We start from the raw sequence: 18,854 nt of genomic DNA, 5'->3' as shown, positions 1-18,854 counted from the left end.
ATTCAGGGGCCATCTCTTGTCCATCCACCCGATCCGATCCGAGGCGAATGCACGCGGCGCGCGAATGCTGCGCACCGCGCTCGGGCCGTCGATCGCTGCCTGGCTCGATGATGCCGCCGTCATCGAAGTGATGCTGAACCCGGACGGCCGCCTTTGGGTCGATCGGCTGGGCGAGGGGATTTCCGATACCGGCATGATGCTCGCCGCCGCAGACGGCGAACGGATCGTGCGCCTGGTCGCCCACCATGTCGGTGCCGAGGTTCACGCGCGTTCGCCGCGGGTCTCGGCTGAATTGCCCGAAGGCGGCGAGCGGTTCGAGGGGCTGCTCCCGCCCGTCGTCGCCGCCCCGGCGTTTGCGATCCGTAAGCCGGCCGTCGCCGTGTTCACGCTCGATGATTATGCGGCGACCGGGATCATGTCGGCCGCGGAAGCGGCGGCGCTGCGGCATGGCGTTGACAGTCGCGCCAACATCCTCGTTGCGGGCGGCACCGGCAGCGGCAAGACCACGCTGGTCAACGCGCTTCTGGCCGAAGTCGCCAAGACGACCGACCGCATCGTTCTGATCGAGGACACGCGCGAACTGCAATGCGCCGCGCCCAATCTCGTGGCGATGCGGACCAAGGACGGGATCGTCTCGCTGTCCGATCTCGTGCGCTCATCACTGCGCCTGCGGCCCGACCGCATTCCCATCGGCGAGGTGCGCGGGGCCGAGGCGCTCGATCTCCTCAAAGCCTGGGGCACCGGCCATCCGGGCGGCATCGGCACGATCCATGCCGGCACCGCGCTCGGCGCGCTGCGCCGCATGGAGCAGCTCATCCAGGAGGCCGTCGTCACGGTTCCGCGAGCGCTGCTGGCCGAGACCATCGACCTGATCGCGGTCCTGGTCCGCGACGGCCACGGCCGGCGCCTCGCTGAACTAGCCCGCGTCGAAGGGCTCGACGCCGCGACCGGCGACTACCGGCTGACCTCTCTCACACCCGCACCCCAAGGAGACACACCATGATCCACGCCTTGTCGGGCCGCGCACGCCGCGCCGCGCTCGCCGTAACCGCCAGCTTCGTCGCCTTGACCGCTGCCGTTCCTGCCTATGCCTCCGGCTCCTCCATGCCGTGGGAAGCGCCGCTGCAAAGCATCCTCGAAAGCATCGAGGGGCCGGTGGCGAAGATCGTCGCGGTCATCATCATCATCGTCACCGGCCTGACGCTGGCGTTCGGCGACACCTCGGGCGGCGCGCGGCGCATGATCCAGATCGTTTTCGGCCTCAGCATCGCGTTCGCGGCCAGCTCCTTCTTCCTCAGCTTCTTTTCGTTCGGCGGCGGGGCGCTGATCTGATGGACGCTGACAACTCGATCGCGGGCTTCTTCGCCCCCGTCCACCGGGCGCTCACCGAGCCGATACTGCTCGGCGGTGCCCCCCGTGCGCTCGCCATCGTCAACGGCACTCTGGCGGGCGCCATCGGCCTCGGCCTTCGCCTCTGGATCGCGGGCCTGGTGATCTGGGCGATCGGCCACGCGATTTCGGTCTGGGCCGCGCGGCGCGATCCGCAGTTCGTGGACGTAGCCCGGCGGCACCTTCGCTATCCGGCGTGGATGCGGCCATGATGTCCTTGCGCGAATATCGCAACAAGGCCGCGCATCTGGCCGACTTCCTGCCCTGGGCGGCGTTCGTCGGCGAAGGCGTGGTGCTCAACAAGGACGGCTCGTTCCAGCGCACCGCGCGCTTTCGCGGTCCCGATCTCGACAGCGCGACGCCGGCCGAGCTGGTCGCCACCACCGCGCGGCTGAACAATGCGCTGCGCCGCCTCGGCTCGGGCTGGGCAATCTTCGTCGAGGCGCAGCGCACGCCCGCGCTCAACTACCCGGGATCGGTGTTTCCCGATCCGGTCTCGGCGCTCGTCGACATGGAGCGGCGCGAACAGTTCCGCGAAGCGGGCAGCCACTTCGAGAGCGCCTATTATCTGACCCTGTTGTGGATGCCGCCCGCCGAGGAAGCCGCGCGGGCCGAAGGCTGGCTCTACGAGGGCCGCTCGACGTCCGGGGTCGATCCGTGGGAGTTGCTCAAGAACTTCGCCGACCGCAGCGACCGCGTGCTGGGTCTGGTCGACGGTTTCGTCCCCGAGGTCCGTTGGCTCGACGATGGCGAGACCCTGACCTACCTTCATTCAACGATCTCGACCCGGCGCCAGCGCGTGCGCGTCCCCGAGACGCCCATGCACCTCGACGCGCTATTGGTCGACGAGCCGCTGACCGGCGGTCTCGAACCCAAGCTGGGCGATCATCATCTGCGCGCTCTGACGGTCGTGGGATTCCCAAGCCTCACGTTTCCCGGCCTGCTCGACGAGCTGAACCGCCTGGCCTTCGAGTATCGCTGGTCCACCCGCGCGATCATGCTCGACAAGACCGATGCGACCAGGCTGCTGACGCGCATCCGTCGCCAATGGTTCGCCAAGCGCAAAAGCATCGCGGCGATCCTGAAAGAGGTGATGACCAACGAGGCTTCGACGCTGCTCGACAGCGATGCCTCGAACAAGGCGGCCGACGCCGACACCGCCCTGCAAGAGCTGGGCGCGGACTATGCCGGCATGGCCTACGTCACCGCGACGGTCACGGTGTGGGACCGCGACCCGGCCATCGCCGCCGAAAAGCTGCGGCTGGTCGAGAAGGTCATTCAGGGCCGCGACTTCGCCGTCATCCCCGAGGGCATGAACGCGATCGAGGCATGGCTGGGGAGTCTCCCCGGCCAAGTTTACGCGAATGTCCGCCAGCCACCCATCTCCACGCTCAATCTCGCCCACCTGATCCCCCTGTCAGCGGTATGGGCGGGGCCGGAGCGGGACGAGCATTTCGGCGCTCCCCCCTTGCTCTACGGCAAGACCGAAGGCTCGACCCCGTTCCGGTTTTCCCTTCACGTCGGCGATGTCGGGCACACGTTGATCGTCGGCCCGACCGGCGCGGGAAAATCGGTGCTGCTCGCGCTGATGGCGATGCAGTTTCGCCGCTACGAGAACGGCCAGGTCTTCGCGTTCGATTTCGGGGGCAGCATCCGCGCCGCCGCGCTCGGCATGGGCGGCGACTGGCAGGACTTGGGCGGCGGTCTTTCCGGTGACGACGATGGCGGCGTCCAGTTGCAGCCGCTGTCCCGCATCGACGATCCGGCGGAGCGCGCCTGGGCGGCGGAATGGCTGGCAGCGATCTTCGCATCCGAAGGCGTCGCGGTCGATCCGCAGGCCAAGGAGCACATCTGGTCTGCGCTCGGCTCGCTGGCGTCGGCGCCGATGCCGGAACGCACGCTGACCGGACTGACCGTCCTGCTACAATCGCAGACGCTCAAGCAGGCGCTCGCCTCTTACTGCATCGGCGGGCCGTGGGGCCGGCTGCTCGATGCCGAGTCCGAGAGGCTTGGCGAGGCGTCGGTTCAGGCGTTCGAGACCGAGGGCCTGGTCGGCGCCGGGTCTGCCGCGGCCGTGCTGTCCTATCTGTTCCACCGGATCGAAGGCCGGCTGGATGGTTCGCCGACGCTCATCATCATCGACGAGGGCTGGCTGGTGCTCGACAGCCCGGCCTTCGCCGCGCAGCTCCGCGAATGGCTGAAGACGCTCAGGAAGAAGAACGCTTCCGTCATCTTCGCCACGCAGAGCCTCGCCGACATCGAGACGAGCGCCATCGCGCCGGCCATCATCGAATCCTGCCCGACGCGGATATTCCTGCCCAACGAACGCGCGGCCGAACCGCAGATCGCGGCCATCTACGAGCGGTTCGGCCTCAACGCGCGGCAGATCGAAATCCTCAGCCGGGCGACGCCCAAGCGCGATTATTACTGCCAGTCGCGGCGCGGCAACCGGCTGTTTGAATTGGGGCTGGGCGAGGTCGCGCTGGCCTTCGCCGCCGCCTCGGCCAAGACCGATCAGCTCGCCATCGCCGAGATCATCGAAACCCACGGCGCCCCCGCCTTCGCCGCCGAATGGCTGCGCCATCGCGGCTGCGCCTGGGTCGTCGAGCTGTTGCCGGACCCTGTGTCCGACCGCGAGCCCGAACTCCCGCTCACGCCAGATATGGAGATCGAACCATGAAACTGCCTGCCATTCGCCGCGCCCTCATGGCCGGCGCTCTCGCTACGATGGCGACCCTGCCGGCGATCGCGCCGATGCCGGCCCATGCACAGTTGGGCTTCGGCGGGATCGTCTATGACCCGACGAATTATGCTCAAAACGTGCTGACGGCGGCCCGCTCGCTCCAGCAGATCAACAACCAGATCCAGCAAATCCAGCAAGCCGCGACGAGCCTCGTCAATCAGGCGCGGAACCTGGAGTCGCTGCCGTTCAGCTCGCTCCAGCAGTTGCAGCAACAGGTGCAACGCACGCAGCAACTTCTCGGGCAGGCACAGCGCATCGCTTACGACGTGCAGAACGTCCAGCAGGCGTTCACCGACCGCTACAAGGGCGCGGCGCTGACCGGCGATCACGCGCAGATGGTCGCCAACGCCAATGCACGCTGGGAAGATAGCGTCGGCGCGTTCGAGGACGCCATGCGCGTCCAGGCCGGCGTCGTCGGCAATATCGAGGGCGAGCGCACGACGATGAACGGCCTGGTCTCGGCCAGCCAGTCGGCGACCGGCGCGCTTCAGGCGACGCAGGCGGGCAACCAGCTCCTGGCGCTGCAATCGCAGCAGATCGCCGACCTCACCGCCGCCGTGGCGGCCCAGGGCCGAGCGCAGGCGCTGCAATCCGCCCGGCAAACCGCCGAGGAAGCCGAAGGCCGTGAGCGGTTCCGCCGCTTCATGGGCAACTGAGGCCGGGCGATGTCGCGCACGGCGAAGATCGCGGGGGTGGCGGCGCTGGCCGGCATGATGATGGCGGTGGCGATCCTTGCGGCCACCGACGACCGCGAGCCGTCAGCCGCGCCACAGGCAGCCGCAGTGGCGGACGAAGGTCACGACCGGCTCGCGCGCGAACTGGATCGCTGCGCCACGCTCACCATGCCCGATAGCGGCTGCGAAGCAGCCTGGGCCGCAAACCGGCGCCGTTTCTTTCACCAGGCCATGCCCGCGCCCGGGCACCCGAGCGACGGGAACATGCCGACCGATGCCGAAGGCGTCGCGCCATGAACGACACCGGCGTCATCGACACCTTCCTGTCGGTCTTCAGCACCTACATCGACAGCGGATTCGGGTTGCTCGGCCACGAAGTCGCGTTTCTCTCGACCACGCTCATCGCCATCGACCTGACCATCGCCGGCCTGTTCTGGGCCTGGGGCGCGGACGAGGACGTGCTTCAGCGGCTCGTCAAGAAGACGCTCTACATCGGCACCTTCGCGTTCATCATCGGTAACTTCCAGAACCTCGCCACCATCGTCTTCGAGAGCTTCGCCGGGCTCGGCCTCCAGGCGAGCGGCGGCGGCATGTCGATCGCGGACTTTATGAAGCCGGGCACGATCGCCGCCACCGGCCTTCAGGCGGCCAAGCCGCTGCTCGACGCGGCAGGCCAGTATTCCAGCCTCTGGGCCGTCTTCGCCAACCTCGCGCTGATCCTCGTGCTGCTGATCGCCTGGCTGATCGTGGTGCTGGCGTTTTTTATCATCTCCGTCCAAGTCTTCATCACGCTGATCGAGTTCAAATTGGTCACGCTCGCCGGGTTCGTCCTGCTTCCCTTCGCCTTCTTCAACAAGACCGCGTTCATGGCCGAGCGCGTGCTGGGCCATGTCGTCTCGACCGGCATCAAGGTGTTGGTGCTCGCCGTCATCACCGGCATCGGCACGACGCTGTTCAATCAGTTCACCAGCGCCAACCTCGGTGTCGAGCCGGACATCAATCAAGTCATGGCGATCGCGCTCGCAGCACTGTCGCTGCTCGGCCTCGCTATCTTCGGCCCCGGCATCGCCAACGGCATCGTCTCGGGCGGCCCCCAACTCGGGGCGGGCGCCGCGGCAGGCACGGCGCTGGCGGCAGGCGGCGCTTTGGTTGGCGGCGCTGCGCTCACGCGCCTCGGCATGGGCGCCGCCGGTTCCGCTATGGGCACGGCCGGCCGGATGACCGCCGCCGCCGCGCGCGGCGGTGCGCAGATGGCGGGAGGTGCTACGAGCGCCTACAGCCTCGGCTCCCTCGGCAAGACCGGCGCCGGCGCCGTCGCGGGCGGCATGGCCGCAGCCGGTCAGGCCGCGGCGGGAAGCGCGGCCAATGCCGTCTTCTCGCCGCTGCGCAACGCGGCCGCCAAGGGCGGCGCGGCGATGAAGACCAGCTTCCGTTCCGGCGCGCGTGGCGGCTTCACCGCCACCGGCGGCACCATCACCGGCGGCCCTGCACCCGCTGCCACCACCGCCGCGGCCGGTTCAGTCCCTGCTGCCAGCGCCTCCGGCGCCCCCGCCTGGGCTGCTGCAATGAAGCACCGGCAGTCCGTCACGCACGGCGCCACCATTCTCACCCACACGATGAAGGCCGGCGACAGCCACGGCGGCGGCGGTGGCCCCGACATCAAGGAGAAGGACTGAGCCCATGTTCCGACGCCCGACAATCCGCTACGGCCAGATGCCCGAACCCGTCACGCCCTATCAACGCGCCGTGCAGGCGTGGGACGATCGGATCGGCTCCGCCCGCGTCCAGGCGAAGAACTGGCGCCTCGCCTTCTTCGGCGCGCTGGCCCTCGCCGGCGGACTCGCAGGCGGTCTCGTCTGGCAGTCGGCGCGCGGCACCATCGTTCCCTGGGTGGTCGAGGTCGATCGGCTGGGCCAGGCCCAGGCCGTCGCGCCCGCCGAGGCCGGCTACCATCCAACCGATCCGCAGATCGCTTTTCACCTCGCCCGCTTCATCGAGGAGGTGCGCTCGATCCCCGACGATCCGATCGTGGTGCGGCAGAACTGGTTGCGCGCTTACGACTTCACGACCGACAAGGGCGCGGCGGCGCTCAACGATTACGCCCGCGCCAACGACCCGTTCGCGCAGATCGGCAAGGCGCAGGTCGCGGTGGACGTGTCGAGCGTCATCCGGGCCTCGCCCGACAGTTTCCGCGTCGCCTGGACCGAACGCCATTACCAGGACGGGAGCCTCGCCGCGACCGAGCGTTGGTCGGCCATCCTCACGATCGTCGTGCAACCGCCGCGCACGCCCGACGCGCTGCGCAAGAACCCGCTCGGCGTCTTCGTCAACGCCCTCAACTGGTCAAAGGAGCTGTCGCAATGACGCATGTGCCTTTCCATCGCGCCGCCTCGGCGGTCCTGCTCGCGTCCGCCGCGGCGCTCGGCGGGTGCGCCACCACATCGGCGAATCCACCCGCCATCTCCTATGACAATCCGCCGGCCGAGGTCGCTGCAACGCTTGCGCCCGAGCCGCCCAAGCCGGTCAAGGTGGTGACGATCCCCGAGCCTTTGCCACTGCCTGGCCAGTTGAAGCCGGTGGCGCAGAGCACGCCAACGACCGAGCCGGCCGATCCCCGCAAGCGCGTCAGCGCGGCCAATGCGGCGGCGCGGATGCAGCCCGTGCGCGACGGTTTCCTCAATTCCATCCAGCAATATCCGTGGACCGACGGCGCGCTCTATCAGGTCTATGCCGCGCCCGGCCAGGTGACGGACATCGCCTTGCAGGAAGGCGAGAAACTCGTCGGGCCAGGCCCGGTCGCGGCTGGCGATACCGTGCGCTGGATCATCGGCGATACGACAAGCGGCGCCGGTCCTACCGCGCGCGTGCATATCCTCGTCAAGCCCACCCGGCCCGACATCACGACCAACCTCGTCATCAACAGCGACAGGCGCACCTACCATCTGGAACTGCGCGCCACGCCCGCTACCTACATGGCGTCGGTCTCCTGGATCTATCCGCACGATACGCTGCTTGCGTTGGCGGGCCGGAACGCGGCGGCGGTCTCTGTCGCGCCTGTGGCGACCGGGGTGAACGTCGCCGCGCTCAATTTCCGCTACCGCATCGACGGCGACCGCGCGCCGTGGAAGCCGCTGCGCGCCTTCGACGATGGCCGACAGGTCTATATCGAGTTTCCAGCCGGGATCTCGCAGGGCGAGATGCCGCCGCTGTTCGTGATCGGCGCGGCCGGCAGTGCCGAGCTGGTCAACTATCGCGTCCAGGGCCGCTACATGGTGGTGGACCGCCTGTTCGCGGCCGCCGAGCTGCGCCTGGGCGACAAGCACAGCGAACAGCGTGTGCGCATCGAGCGCGACGACGGACGAAAGGGGCGGCCGTGAGCGATCCCGCCGATACGCCCGCACCGGAAACGGGAAGCCCGCAAGCGCCCGCATCCGATCCGCAAGCCTTTCAGCTTCGTGGGCCGACGCCGCGCGTCATGCGCCTGTCGCGTAAAGCCCTGGCTGTCCTTGGCATCACCACCGGCCTCTGCATCGGCGGGTCGCTGATCTATGCGCTTAAACCGGCAGGCCATCGCGAGGCCAAGGAACTCTACAACACCAATGGCCGCGCAACGGCCGAGGCCATCACGTCAGCGCCGAAAGACTATACGCAGGCGCCTCGGCTTGGCCTGCCGCTTCCCGGCGATCTTGGCCGGCCCATCGTTTCGGCACAGCAGCGCGGCGAGAACGTGCCCGTGTCAGCGATCGGTTCCTCCGGCACGCCGACCGATCCTCGCGCGCAGGCGGCGGAGGCTGCTCGGCAACGTATCATCCAGGAACGCGACGCGGCGCGCACCAGTTCGGTGTTCCTGGGCCACAGCGCACAGAATGCCGGCGCGGCCGTGCAGCCTGCCACGATCGCGCCGGATCAGGCGGCGGCGCCGCAAGTTGGCGGTGCGGCGCAGGGAGACCAGCCCGCCAAGCGCGCCTTCATGGCGCAGGCGTCCAACCAGCGCACGGTTAGCGTCGAACGGCTTGCACCGCCCGCATCGCCCAACATCATCCAGGCGGGCAGCATCATCCCGGCCGCGCTCATCACCGGCATCCGTTCCGACCTTCCCGGTCAGATCACCGCCCAGGTGACGGCCAACGTCTATGACAGCATCACCGGACGCATCCTGCTCATCCCCCAAGGCGCGCGGCTGATCGGCGAATATGACAGCGACATCGCCGCCGGCCAGACCCGCGTGCTGCTTGTCTGGGACCGGCTGATAATGCCCGACGGCCGCTCGATCGTTCTCGAACGCCAGCCCGGCGCCGATGCAGCGGGCTTCGCCGGGCTACAGGACCGCGTGGACCAGCATTGGGGCAACATGCTCAAAGCCGCCGCCATCTCGACGCTGCTCGGCGTGGGCGCCGAGCTGGGCGCGGATGGCGACGACGATCTCACCCGCGCCCTGCGCCGGGCAAGCCAGGACACCATCAACCAGAGCGGCCAGCAGATCGTGCGGCGACAACTGGACGTGCAGCCGACGCTCACCATCCGGCCGGGCTATCCGTTGCGCGTGGTCATCACGCGCGACCTGGTGCTCGAACCCGTTGGAGGCACACAATGACGAAATTGAAGCTGGGGCCGCTGGCCGATGACCGGCCGGTCAAGTTCACGGTGGAACTGCCCGCCGCCGTCCATCGCGATCTCGTTGCCTATGCCGCCGCACTCGCCGCCGAGACCGGGGAACCGCCGGCCAAACCCGACAAGCTGGTCGCGCCGATGCTGACCCGGTTCATGGAGACCGATCGCGCCTTTCGCCGGCATCGCGCCCAGGCGAAGTGAGGGAGCGTCCGCCCTACTTGCCCAGGAAACGCTTGAAGCGATCCCGGCCATCGGCCTCGGTGACGGCCTGTTCGGCATTGGCGCACTCGTCGCCGCGCACCGTTCCCTGCGCGCAGCCTGCCACGATCCGGCGCCCTTCATCTAGATGCGCCGCGAAATATTGCGTGCTGCGTGCCCCGGGGGGCGCCGGGGCGGCAAGAGGTGGGCCGGCGACGGCCCTTGTCTGACCGACAGGAATAATCACCGGCCGTAGGACGATGCCCGCCCCGAATCCGACGATTAGTGCTATCAGCACGATGATGAGTGTCTTGCCCTGCGTCATGGCGGTCCCAATTCTGATTGCTGAGGCGGAGGATGCGACCCCGACAAGGGCGGTAGCGAATAGCGGACGGCCACAAAATCGAGGAACCGACGCAACACCGCATTCTCATTGTCGTCGCGCCAGTAGCCCGAGAAACCGACTCGTATGTGGCCGTTGGTCTCGTGAACTTCGCGAAACACAACACCCGGCACCTGGATGCCGAGCGCTGATTCCGCAACGATCGACATGTGCCCGCCCGGCGCGATGGCGCTCAGCACCGTTTCACGGCTAACGTCGTTCATGTCGATCTCGGGCGTGTAGCCGGGCATCCCGAGCTTGCCCAAAAGCATGTTGCGCGTCTCTGGGCCGGGATCTCGTTCGGTCAACAGGAAGCGTTCGCGGGTCAGGTCGGTCCAGTGGATGCGTTCGCGTTCGGCCAGCGGATGGCCTTCCGGCATCGCCACCAATATACGCTCGCTCCAGAATGGGCGGCTCATCAGTCCCCGGTAAGGCGCTTCGCCAATCATGATCGCGATGTCGAGCAGGCCGTTCTCTATGCCGGCCAGCAGCATATCGCGGTCTCGTTCGAACCCGCGCACCCTGACATCGGGATAGCGTTCGCCGAACTCGGTCACGGTCGCGCGCAAATTGCCAGCGGAGAAAGAGGTGTAGAAGCCGATACCGAGATTGCCGACATGACCGTCGTTCGTGGCGCGGACCCAAGCGTTTAGTTCCTCGAACTCCCTTACGATGCGCTGTGCCGTGCGCAGATAGATCATACCGTTCGGCGTCAGCGTAGCGCCGCGCGTCATGCGGTTGAAGAGCACCATGCCTAGGCGCTTCTCGATTTGCAGGATGTGTCGGCTGAGTGTGGCTTGCTTGATGTTCAGATTGCGGGCCGCTCGGCTGAAGCTACCTGCCTCATCCGCTGCGATCAAATAGCGAAGTTGACGAAGTTCAGTCAAATATTTTCCTATAATTATACGTAATAAATCGCGGAACTATGGCTTATTTTTAAAGTTGCCTTATGTTGAGCGGAATAAGTAAATTTAGTCACTTTTCTTTATCCATATTTGGAACCGGCCGAGATAAAGATAGATTACCGGCGTCGTGTAGAGCGTGAGCAACTGACTAAACACAAGTCCGCCGATTATCGCATAGCCGAGCGGTTGACGCAGCTCCGAACCAGTGCCGGTGCCGAGCGCGAGCGGAATGCCAGCCATCAATGCCGCCCCCGTCGTCATCAGGATAGGGCGGAAACGCAAGAGACACGCCTCGCGAATGGCTTGGGCTGGCGTAAGATGCCGGTCTCGCTCGGCGACGATGGCAAAATCGACCAGCATAATGCCATTTTTCTTGACGATGCCGATCAATAGGATGATCGCGATGATGCCGATCACCGAAAGATCCATATTTCCCATCCACAGCGCAAGCAGCGCCCCGACGCCGGCCGACGGCAATGTGGACAGGATGGTCAACGGATGAATGAAGCTCTCATATAAGATGCCGAGAATGATATAGATTACGACGAGCGCGGCGATAATAAGCACGGGCATCGTCGACAGAGATGCCTGGAACGCCTCCGCATTACCCTGGAACGCGCCGGTCACTGTCCCCGGCATGTTAATCTCATCTGCGGCACGGTTGATGGCGGTGACAGCCTCCCCTAACGCAACACCAGGCCGAAGATTGAACGACAGGGTAACAGCCGGAAATTGGCCCTGATGCGTTACCGATAATGAGCCAATGTGGGAGGTATCCACTTTCACAAGCGCGGAAAGCGCTACCGGAGTGCCCGTCAGCGGAGACCGCACATAGAGCCGATCAAGCGATGCAAGCGTGCGCTGCAGTGACGGCGTCGCCTCGAGAATGATCGGATATGTACTGAGTTGAGTGAAATATTGCGTGACCTGTCGCTGTCCGTAGGCATCGTTGAGCGTATCGTCGATCATTTGTGCCGAAATCCCAAAGCGCGAGGCCTGGTCCCGATTGATGTCCACGGTGAGCAGTGGCGCTTCAGCGAGAAGGTCAGTGGCAACGTCCGCGAGTTCCGGCAGTTCGCGCATTTTCTCGAGCATCTTCTGCGTCCACGTAGTCAACTCGATGTTATCGGCGCTCCGCAAGGTATATTGAAAACTGCCGCGCGAAGAGCGGCCGCCTACGGTGATGTCCTGTGTCGCTGACATGGAGAGCTTGACGCCCTGGACTTTTGCAATTTGCGGTCTCAAACGATCGATAATCTGGGATGCTGTTTTCGTGCGCTCATCGCGCGGCTTGAGAACGATATAAAAGCGAGCGGTATTCGCAGTCTGCGCATTGCCGTTGCCACCGGTGCTCCCTGTCCATGAGGCAACTCCCTCGACACCAGGGTCCTTGAGAATGACATCGCCGAGCAGGCGTTGGAGACGCTTCATCTCCTCGGGCGACACCTCCTGAGCGGCCTCCGCCAAGCCGCCGATCAGGCCGGTGTCCTGAATTGGAAAAAAGCCTTTGGGTATCTGGATGGCCATGACCACGGCCAGCATCACCGTCAGGAAGAACACGCCCAGGGTGGCCGCCTGATGGCGCAGCACAATGTCAAGCGTGCGTTGATAGCCGGACAGCATCGTGTTGAAGAACGCTTCGAGAGCGCGGTAGACGCGGCCGTGACCCGCGGGCTCCTCCCGGCGCATGAAGCGCGAGCAGAGCATCGGCGCGAGCGTGAGCGACACCAGCGCTGAGACTGCGATCGCCGCCGTCACGGTTAGAGCAAACTCTCGAAACAAACGGCCGACAATTCCACCCATCAGCAAAAGCGGGATGAAAACGGCGACCAACGAGAAGCTGATGGATAGCACTGTAAATGCGATCTCGCGCGAGCCTTTCAGCGCAGCTTCAAAGGGTTGCACTCCATTTTCGAGATGACGGTAGATATTTTCGACGACGACAATCGCGTCATCGACGACGAAGCCGACAGCTATCGTCAAGGCCATCAGAGACAGATTGTCGAGACTGAAGCCAAGCATATACATGGCTGCGAACGATCCCAGCAGCGCGAGCACGATCGTGACGCTCGGGATCACCGTCGCCCAGATATTGCGCAGGAAAAGCAGGACCACCATCACGACGAGACCGATGGTCAAGAGGAGCGTAAACTCGACGTCGTGCACCGAGGCGCGGATGGTGGTCGTTCGGTCCAGAACGGTGTGGATCGTGATGGCCGGTGGGATGTCGACTGTGAGGCTGGGCAGTTGCGCCTTAATCCGGTCAACGGTGTCGATGACGTTGGCGCCTGGCTGCTTATAGATCGTGAGAAGGATCGCGGGCTTATTATTGTCATAGGCCGCCGCGGTTCGATCGGATGCGGCGAAAACTGCCTGACCGACGTCGTTGACTCTGACAGGGGCGCCGTCACGGTAAGCGAGTACGACATCATCGAATTTTTTTGCTTCGGTGATCTGGTCGTTTGCGCGAATTGTGAAGCTCAGCTTGCCAGTGTCGAGTGCTCCCTTGGCACTCTCTGTCGTGGCGCTGGCAAGGACGGGCCGTATTTCCTCGAGTGTCAATCCGCGCGAGGCGAGCTTGGCTGGATCAACTTGGATACGGATCGCCTGCTTCTGCTCGCCGCCGAGCGAAACCTGGGCCACGCCGGGGACTTGGGAGATTTTCTGGGCGAGATAATTGTCGGCATATTCATTGACGCCGGTCAGCGGGATGGTGTCTGAACTTGCCGAAAGGACGAGGATGGGTGCGTCGGCCGGATTCAGCTTCTTATAGGTCGGCGGCGTCGTCATCGATTGCGGCAAGGTCTTGGATGCGGCGTTGATCGCCGCCTGCACATCCTGCGCAGCGGAATCGATGTTGCGATCGAGATCAAATTGAACCGTGATGGATGTCGCGCCCAGAGCGCTAACCGATGTCATCTGGGTAACGCCCGCGATTTGCCCGAGTTGGCGCTCCAGCGGCGTCGCAACTGATGAAGCCATCGTCTCAGCGCTCGCTCCGCTAAGCGTCGCGGTGACTTGAACGGTCGGGAAATCCACCTGCGGCAGCGGAGCCACGGGCAGGAGCGGAAATGCGGCAATGCCGAGGAACGCCAAGGCCGCCATCAGCAATGTCGTTGCGACTGGCCGCGCGATGAATGGTGCGGAGAGATTCACCTAACGCCCTCGGGCCTTGGCGACATCGATAACGTGGCCCTGATCTGTACCTGCGCATTGCGCTTCAGCTTGAACTGTCCCGCCGTCACAACACGCTCACCCTCGCGAAGACCCGACGTGATCACCGTCAGATCGCCACTCGACGGCCCGGTCTTGATCTGTCGGGTTTCAGCCGTGTTATGCCCTGTCACGAGCCATAGAAATAAGCCCTTCGGCCCTCGTTGGACCGCAGCCGATGGAACCACGACGACATTGTCGAGTGTCTTGAGCAACAAACGCGCGTTGACGAACTCACCAGGCCAGAGCCGTTCATCATCATTGGGGAAGATGGCTTTCAGACGAATGGTATCGGTGGCCTGATCGACCGTACCGTCCACGAGGAGGAGCCTTCCGGTGCCGAGGGGACGCAAATTGTCCTGGTCCAATGCCGTCACTTCAACCGCACCGACGGCCAAAGCGCCACGAACGTCGTCGAGGAAGCGCGCTGGCAAACTGAACAGAACTGCCGACGGCCTGATCCGCGTCAGCACGGCGATCGGCTGTGCGTCGGATACATGCACCAGGTTGCCAGGATCGACCGAGCGAATACCAATCCGTCCGTCGTTTGGCGCGCGGATTGTCGTGTAGGAGAGTTGCGTTCGCGCCGTCTCGATCGCGGCTTCGTCTGCGGCAATGGATGCTTCCAGTTGATCGACTGTCGCCTGTTGATGGTCGACGGTTTGCCGCGCTATCGCCTCCAACAGGACCAATGCCTTATACCGCTCGAGATCTTTCCTGGCGGAAACGAGCAGCGCGGTATCCTGAGCTTTTTTTGCCAGAGCCTGGTCGAGCGCAGCCTTGAACAGGCGTGGGTCTATCCTCGCGAGCACATCGCCTTTTCTTACATTCTGTCCTTCGACGAATACCACGTCCTGCATTGTCCCATCGACCTGGGGCCGAATGCCGACGGTCAAAGATGCCTGAACGATGCCAAGCCCGGTTTGATAGACAGGTACATCCTGTCGACTAGCAACAGCGGTGCTTACCGGCACTGGCGTGTGTGTGGGGAGCTTGCTCTTGGGACTCGCCAAATGCCAGTAAGTGACCGCCCCAATTGCAAGGAGAGCGGTAATCGCGCAAATGAGAACGATACGACGTTGTCGGATAGGGCGGCGCCTAGCAGGCGGATTCACTATTGCCCCACCGTGTTGCCAGAGTCCACCACTATGCTTATGGCAACGAACAAACCGATGATCGTTTTGACGTCATGAGCAAATTTACGCATAGTAATTCTCCGCTATGCCGTACAAGATGCCCCCAATAATCTTGGGCAACAAATGCGAATTTCTCACCGTTAGCCCAATCTAAGTTTATGGTCATAATGACTTGCCATCTATTCTCTTTGAGAGGATGACGCGCCTTTGAAGCGGCTACGCGGCATAGGCTGCGACATTGCCGCTGTGCCTCAGCCCGGCGCCCCGACATCGGTGTCGAAGCCAGTCGGGCAGCCAAAAGAGAGGCGGCTTAGCCGCCATTGCCGGTCGGCGGAGGCAGGGTGTCGACAAGCTGGTCGCCGCCGAGCGCACGGTAGACGGCAACTAGGTTGGTGGCGCGCACCAGCCGCGTGTTGGCGACGGTGCGGCGTGCCTGATACAGCGTCCGCTGAGCATCCAGAAGGTCAAGGTATGTGTCGATTCCGCGCTGGTAACGCGCGGTGACCAGGGTCAGCGTGTCGGCGGCGGCGGCCTCAAGCCTGGTATCGGCGGCCAATTGATCATCGATCGTCGCGCGCCGTGCGAGGGCGGTGGCGACATCGCTGAACGCGGTCTGGATCGCCTTCTGATACTTGGCTGTCGCCGCGTCGCGCTCGGCCTTCGCAAAGGCCAGATTGCCGCGATTGGCACCGCCGTCGAAGATCGGCAGCGTTGCTTGCGGGGCGACCTGCCAATTGAACGCGCCACCGGTGAACAGCGCCGACAAGGCGGTGCTTGCTAGTCCGGCGACGGCGGTCAGCGAGATGGTTGGGAAAAAGGCGGCACGGGCGGCACCGATGCGGGCGTTGGCGGCGCGCAGCGCATATTCCGCCTGGACGACGTCGGGCCGTCGTAGCAGAATTCGCGAATCGAGCCCAGCCGGTATCGCTGCCCGCAGCCCCTCGACCGTTTCGATCGCCGCCGGCAGGTCCGCGTCGGCGACCGGCGCGCCGACCAGCAGGTCGAGCTCGGCACGATCCTGCGCGACCTGCGTAGTCAGTTGCGCCTTGTCCGACTGCGCCTGCGACAGAATGGTCTCGGCCTGACGCAGATCGGTGCGCGGGGCGAGCCCACCCGCCAACCGCACTCGGGTGAGTTCAACGCTGCGTGTCGCACTGTCCTCCGTATCAACCGCGATGGCCAGCAGGCTGCGATCGGCGGCAAGGGTCAAGTAGGTGACGGCAACCTGCGCCACCAAGGTCAGCCGTGCCGACCGCAGCGCTGCTTCGGTCCCCAGATATTCATTGAAGGCGGCCGTGCTCAGGTTGCTCAACCGTCCGAACAGGTCCACTTCGAAGCCGCTGAGACCGCCGTCGAGCGCGTAGCTCTTGCCGGGAAGGTTGTTGCTGGCGCCGCCCGCTTCGCCATGCCGGACGTCGGCACCGGCGGTGACGTCCAGCTGCGGCAGTATCTGCGCTTGCGCCACTCGCGATTGCGCGCGCGCCGCCGCAACATTTGCGAGTGCCACGCGCAGGTCCTGATTGTTGGCCAGTGCCTGGCCGATGATCGCTAGCAGATGCGGATCGCGGAATATTTCGCGGTAGCTGACCGCCGGCAGCGCTGCTTCGTCGGCTCGCAGGTCTGGTGCGCCAGCCGACCACGATGGCGGGATGGCCGGATCAGGCCGGTGATAGGCCGGCGCCAGGCTGCACCCGGCGAGAGCGAGAAGTGCGGGGAGGCCTGCGGTCATGCAGTCGCTCCCTTGGAGCCCATGGAATCTCACTTTTTTATGGGATCCGGAATAGAGCGCCCTTTCCCTTTCTCGGCTACGATGAACTCCAGGAACCGTAGAGGCTTCGTTGCGCTGGGATTCCAGTGAGAATGGATCGTGCCGGCAGGAACATACAAGCTGTCGCCCGCGCGCAGCGTTACCGCGGGCCTCCCCTCCTCCTGCCAAACACCCGTCCCTGACACGACATAGAATGTGATCGCGGCCGGATGGAGATGTCGGGGGTTGATCCCACCAGGAGCGTATTCCGTCTCGTAGACTGCGACCTCCAAATTTTTTGTGCCGGGTAATACGGTCTTCAGCAGCGGAGCATGCGGTATCACGCCATGCTTTTCTTGGCTCACAGCCGGACCTGCCTGAAGCAGGCACAGGACTCCGATCGCCGCGGCGCCGATCCTTATGGGATTCGATATCTTCATCATCTGACGGTTTCCCGGACGCTGTCTTGGTGAAGCACTGTATTGAGCAGGCTTATCGTTGATCGTTGCACTGATGGTTGGCCGAACTGCGAGTAGTCACGCGGATCGTATCCTCGCGGTGTCCATAACTATCTGACCATCCGACCATCCCAGCATTTGGATTTGGCTCATCGTCCAACCGAACCGCTGAGGCCAACTGCGCTGCCGGTCTGAGAATGCCACCAATCGTGCCAAGGCCAGTCCCACCCGTGGTGCATAGGCCCTCGTGGGACCAGGCTTGCAATGGCCACCACTATGATTGCGGCTGCAAACAAGCCGATCGCGATTTTGATACCGGGAGCGAATTTACGCATAGAAATCCTCCGCCTCTGGGCCTAAGATTACTCCGATGAACGTGGGCAGCAAACGCAAATTTCTCACGGTTAGCCCAACATATATTAGGGGTTGTCATGCGTCGCCAACTACCCTCTTTGAACGGTTTGCGCGCCTTCGAAGCGGCTGGACGGCATGGCAGCTTCAAGGCGGCAGCAGAGGAATTGAATGTCACGTCAACGGCCGTGAGCCATATGGTGCGACTTCTGGAAGATCATCTCGGGTTCGGGCTCTTCCATCGTCGTCCCAACAAGCTCGAATTTACCGAACGAGGTCGGGCTTTCCAGCCAGGCCTTACAGACGCCTTCGATGCAATCTCGCGACTCACCGAGCAGGTGACCATGATGCAGGCAGGGCCGGTGCTCACCGTAGGAGTTTCCCCGGCCCTTGCTTTGCACTGGCTTATTCCGCGGTTGACGAACTTCAATCGCAACCATCCCGATGTCGAGGTGCGAGTCTCTACCGGCGGTGCAATGCATCCGATGCGCGACGATTGGACATGCACCGTGCGGCGCGGCACTGGCGACTGGCCTGGCTATGCTGCCGAGGAAATCTTCGCGTCAACACTGATACCAGTCTGCACGCCAGCATTAGCGGCAGACTTGCGGCACCCTCGCGATCTCAGCAGTGCCACCTTAATCGTCGTTGCTCATTTGCGTGAACAATGGACCTGGTGGTTCGAAGCGGCAGGCCTGCATGCGTCGATCCAGCCTGCCAATGAGGTGTTGTTCGAGAGTTCCGCAATGGCAATTCAAGCCGTTCTTGATGGAGTAGGAATCGCCGTCGCACAACTCCCCTACGTCAGTGACGCGCTGGCGGCAGGCCGCCTAGTTTCTCCCTTTCCCATCACCGAGCGCAAATATGAAGACTGGTATTTGGCCTATCGGCCGGTGCGTAAGAAGGATCCAGCATTATTGGCGTTCCGCGAGTGGCTGCACAGTGAAGCAGAGTTGCAACGCCAGGCATATAAGGAGCTAAGTTCGGCACAACCGCTTACGGCTGCATCGCACCCTAAAAAGCCCACGTCGGCGGTTACATGGTGAT

Annotated in this window: 18 protein-coding genes; 12 read left to right on the top strand and 6 right to left on the bottom strand. The window is 64.0% G+C overall.

What is annotated here, in order from left to right; genetic code table 11:
* Positions 1 to 16: 16 nt before the first annotated feature.
* From trbB to AC3WT0_RS17825, 11 genes are read left to right on the top strand one after another with little or no spacing between them, the layout of a single operon-like run.
* Positions 17 to 1,003, top strand: coding sequence for a P-type conjugative transfer ATPase TrbB (gene trbB / locus AC3WT0_RS17875; RefSeq protein WP_492754783.1), 987 nt, complete (start codon positions 17 to 19; stop codon positions 1,001 to 1,003).
* A complete protein-coding gene (locus AC3WT0_RS17870; RefSeq protein WP_492754782.1) occupies positions 1,000 to 1,332 on the top strand; it encodes a TrbC/VirB2 family type IV secretion system protein in 333 nt (110 codons plus the stop codon). Before trbB ends, AC3WT0_RS17870 begins: the two co-directional genes overlap by 4 nt.
* Positions 1,332 to 1,601: a VirB3 family type IV secretion system protein gene (locus AC3WT0_RS17865; protein WP_492754781.1), complete on the top strand. Its 270-nt coding sequence runs from the start codon at positions 1,332 to 1,334 to the stop codon at positions 1,599 to 1,601. Before AC3WT0_RS17870 ends, AC3WT0_RS17865 begins: the two co-directional genes overlap by 1 nt.
* Entirely contained in the window at positions 1,598 to 4,069 is a 2,472-nt protein-coding gene (gene trbE, locus AC3WT0_RS17860) for a conjugal transfer protein TrbE (protein ID WP_492754780.1), read from the top strand. Before AC3WT0_RS17865 ends, trbE begins: the two co-directional genes overlap by 4 nt.
* A complete protein-coding gene (gene trbJ, locus AC3WT0_RS17855) occupies positions 4,066 to 4,788 on the top strand; it encodes a P-type conjugative transfer protein TrbJ (RefSeq protein ID WP_327754127.1) in 723 nt (240 codons plus the stop codon). The genes trbE and trbJ overlap by 4 nt, the downstream gene beginning before the upstream one ends.
* Before the next feature lie 9 nt (positions 4,789 to 4,797).
* On the top strand, positions 4,798 to 5,103 hold the full coding sequence (gene trbK-alt / locus AC3WT0_RS17850; RefSeq protein ID WP_327754128.1) for a putative entry exclusion protein TrbK-alt: 306 nt from the start codon (positions 4,798 to 4,800) through the stop codon (positions 5,101 to 5,103).
* Positions 5,100 to 6,482, top strand: a complete 1,383-nt coding sequence (gene trbL / locus AC3WT0_RS17845) for a P-type conjugative transfer protein TrbL (RefSeq protein WP_327754129.1) — start codon at positions 5,100 to 5,102, stop codon at positions 6,480 to 6,482. The genes trbK-alt and trbL overlap by 4 nt, the downstream gene beginning before the upstream one ends.
* A 4-nt stretch (positions 6,483 to 6,486) precedes the next feature.
* Positions 6,487 to 7,170, top strand: a complete 684-nt coding sequence (trbF, locus tag AC3WT0_RS17840; protein WP_208633296.1) for a conjugal transfer protein TrbF — start codon at positions 6,487 to 6,489, stop codon at positions 7,168 to 7,170.
* Positions 7,167 to 8,183 carry a P-type conjugative transfer protein TrbG gene (gene trbG, locus AC3WT0_RS17835; protein WP_327754131.1) on the top strand — a complete coding sequence of 339 codons (1,017 nt, stop codon included), beginning with the start codon at positions 7,167 to 7,169 and terminating at the stop codon, positions 8,181 to 8,183. Before trbF ends, trbG begins: the two co-directional genes overlap by 4 nt.
* Positions 8,180 to 9,400, top strand: coding sequence for a TraB/TrbI/VirB10 family type IV secretion system protein (locus AC3WT0_RS17830; RefSeq protein WP_327754132.1), 1,221 nt, complete (start codon positions 8,180 to 8,182; stop codon positions 9,398 to 9,400). The genes trbG and AC3WT0_RS17830 overlap by 4 nt, the downstream gene beginning before the upstream one ends.
* Positions 9,397 to 9,618 carry a DUF2274 domain-containing protein gene (locus AC3WT0_RS17825; protein WP_327754133.1) on the top strand — a complete coding sequence of 74 codons (222 nt, stop codon included), beginning with the start codon at positions 9,397 to 9,399 and terminating at the stop codon, positions 9,616 to 9,618. The genes AC3WT0_RS17830 and AC3WT0_RS17825 overlap by 4 nt, the downstream gene beginning before the upstream one ends.
* 13 nt (positions 9,619 to 9,631) lie before the next feature.
* Here the strand turns inward: AC3WT0_RS17825 and AC3WT0_RS17820 are convergent, their stop codons facing one another.
* The 6 genes from AC3WT0_RS17820 to AC3WT0_RS17795 all read right to left on the bottom strand — a co-directional run bounded on the left by AC3WT0_RS17820 (position 9,632) and on the right by AC3WT0_RS17795 (position 17,441).
* On the bottom strand, positions 9,632 to 9,940 hold the full coding sequence (locus tag AC3WT0_RS17820; protein WP_327754134.1) for a hypothetical protein: 309 nt from the start codon (positions 9,938 to 9,940) through the stop codon (positions 9,632 to 9,634).
* Positions 9,937 to 10,884, bottom strand: coding sequence for a LysR family transcriptional regulator (locus tag AC3WT0_RS17815; protein WP_327754135.1), 948 nt, complete (start codon positions 10,882 to 10,884; stop codon positions 9,937 to 9,939). The genes AC3WT0_RS17820 and AC3WT0_RS17815 overlap by 4 nt, the downstream gene beginning before the upstream one ends.
* A gap of 84 nt (positions 10,885 to 10,968) precedes the next feature.
* Positions 10,969 to 14,058, bottom strand: coding sequence for an efflux RND transporter permease subunit (locus AC3WT0_RS17810; protein ID WP_327754136.1), 3,090 nt, complete (start codon positions 14,056 to 14,058; stop codon positions 10,969 to 10,971).
* Complete coding sequence (locus AC3WT0_RS17805; protein ID WP_352000018.1) at positions 14,055 to 15,089, bottom strand: efflux RND transporter periplasmic adaptor subunit; 1,035 nt, start codon at positions 15,087 to 15,089, stop codon at positions 14,055 to 14,057. The genes AC3WT0_RS17810 and AC3WT0_RS17805 overlap by 4 nt, the downstream gene beginning before the upstream one ends.
* Before the next feature lie 472 nt (positions 15,090 to 15,561).
* The gene (locus AC3WT0_RS17800) at positions 15,562 to 16,980 is read right to left on the bottom strand and encodes an efflux transporter outer membrane subunit (RefSeq protein WP_327754138.1); all 1,419 of its coding nucleotides are present in this window, start codon (positions 16,978 to 16,980) and stop codon (positions 15,562 to 15,564) included.
* Positions 16,981 to 17,009: 29 nt separating this feature from the next.
* Positions 17,010 to 17,441: a cupin domain-containing protein gene (locus AC3WT0_RS17795; RefSeq protein WP_492754779.1), complete on the bottom strand. Its 432-nt coding sequence runs from the start codon at positions 17,439 to 17,441 to the stop codon at positions 17,010 to 17,012.
* Between the two features lie 446 nt (positions 17,442 to 17,887).
* Here AC3WT0_RS17795 and AC3WT0_RS17790 point away from each other — a divergent pair, with 446 nt between their 5' ends.
* Positions 17,888 to 18,853 (top strand): LysR substrate-binding domain-containing protein, encoded by a 966-nt coding sequence (locus AC3WT0_RS17790; protein WP_492754778.1) that lies wholly within the window; start codon positions 17,888 to 17,890, stop codon positions 18,851 to 18,853.
* Position 18,854 lies beyond the last annotated feature (1 nt).

Source organism: Sphingomonas sp. EU05-FHT14C10, assembly GCF_058790595.1.
The sequence above is the reverse complement of the archived record's forward strand: the minus strand, read 5'-3'. Positions and strand labels throughout refer to the sequence as shown.